This window comes from Oleiphilus sp. HI0128, assembly GCF_001635365.1.
The window spans coordinates 1-1,795 of sequence record NZ_LWGG01001462.1 but is presented as its reverse complement, the minus strand read 5'-3'; the positions used below and the strand labels follow the sequence as shown (position 1 = coordinate 1,795).

Genomic DNA, 1,795 nt, shown 5'->3' with positions numbered 1-1,795 from the left:
GATTCGATTCGACGCTGTTTATTTTGGACACTTTAAAACCAATAGACAACTGATAGCGAGTTACCCCGCGATGAGTTCTTATGTTCGCGAGCTGTATCAAGTGCCAGGGGTGGCCCAGACAGTGAATTTTGAGCATATCAAAACCCACTATTACGCCAGTCACCTTACGATCAATCCGACGGGGGTCATTCCTTTAGGGCCTGAACAAGATTTCGATTTACCCCATGATCGAGACCAGTTGGAAAAAGCTAACTAACGATCTCAGTCACTATTTTCATCAAAAGTAAGGAGTTGTCATGCTTTATTATCGAGCTGCTGACGAACGAGGTAAGGCCAACTTTTCTTGGTTAAATAGCCAACATAGCTTTTCGTTTGGTCACTATTACGACGCCGATCACATGGGAGTTTCGGTACTGAGAGTCATCAATGATGATGAGGTTTCCCCCGGTGCGGGTTTTGATAATCATGGTCATCGAGATATGGAAATTATTTCTTATATATTGGAGGGGGCTATCGAGCACAGAGATAGCACAGGAAATCACTTTATAGTGCCTGAGGGAGAGGTTCAGCGTATGAGCGCAGGGTCAGGGATTATGCACTCTGAATTTAACGCATCTAAAACCGAAGCATTGAAGTTTTTGCAAATTTGGATCAGTCCAAATGTAAAACTCATTGAACCTAGTTACGAGCAAATGCCCATCTTACAGTCTTCGACACTGACAGCTTTGGTAACGCCAGATGGAAGCAACGGTAGCCTAAGTATTCACCAGGATGTGAGCCTTTTTCGCTTGCAGCTAAACGCCGGAGAACGCTACGAATTGACGGCTCAAGCGCGAGTGGGTTATTTGCATGTAATTGAGGGGGAGGGACTTGGCGTTACATCGACTGACAAGCTTGAATTAAAGCCAGGTGATGGTCTAGGTATTATAAAAGATCAGCTATCTATTACGGCCAAAGATGAAGGCTTGACTGCTCTTTGGTTTGACCTCCCGCCAAGATAATTGCTTGTAATATAACGCGAGAAAACATTCTGATGAATGCAACTGATGACCTAAGCCTATTATTGCTTGACCCGCTATTTTGGGGGCTAGCCGTGGTTGGCGTGTTAATAACGGGGATCTCAAAATCTGGTTTTGCCGGAGGAGCGGGTGTTATCGCGGTACCATTACTATCGTTCGTGATGCCCGTGCCGGTTGCCGCTATTTTAATGTTGCCGCTTCTCATTGTGATGGACGCAAAGACGATGCACTATTATTGGCGCAGCGTGAACTGGCAAGAAATAAAAGTGATCGGCCCCGCGGCACTGGTCGGCATCATCGCGGGTGGCTATTTATTGGGTGGATTGTCCAGTAGCTTGTTACAGTCTTTGCTTGGTTTATTTTGCATTGCATTCGCGCTGTGGAAACAGTTGAGCCCCGTTTTGGCTCACCTGCCCTATGCAGGTCTTTTTTGGGCGACCTTGTCTGGTTTAACCAGCACATTGCTACACGCAGGTGGTCCACCGATTAATATTTATTTGGCCACGATACGATTACCCAAGCGCACGTGGTTGGCAAGCGCTGCCATGTTTTTTGCGATGATGAATCTGGTTAAAATCGTTCCGTATGCCTTAGCCGCCCAGTCACAGAGTGGTTTTTCTGTGTCGTCGTTGTTGATTATCGACATAATTTTGTTACCGGCTTGCTTACTTGGTTCGACTTTAGGACATCGCTTGCATACAAAAATGAGTGAAGCCCATTTCATGTCTGCGTGTAAGGGTTTGTTATTTCTGTCAGGGCTTGGCTTACTCATTAGT

2 protein-coding genes and 1 pseudogene are annotated in these 1,795 nt (G+C 45.8%); all 3 read left to right on the top strand.

Annotated features, from left to right (window positions below; translation table 11 throughout):
- Positions 1-256: pseudogene (locus tag A3763_RS24165) on the top strand (glutathione S-transferase family protein); the annotation flags it as partial.
- A gap of 40 nt (positions 257-296) precedes the next feature.
- Positions 297-1,001 (top strand): pirin-like bicupin family protein, encoded by a 705-nt coding sequence (locus tag A3763_RS24160; RefSeq protein WP_068513578.1) that lies wholly within the window; start codon positions 297-299, stop codon positions 999-1,001.
- Positions 1,002-1,033: 32 nt separating this feature from the next.
- Positions 1,034-1,795: sulfite exporter TauE/SafE family protein (locus tag A3763_RS24155; protein ID WP_068760658.1), on the top strand; the 762-nt coding region annotated here is incomplete at its 3' end.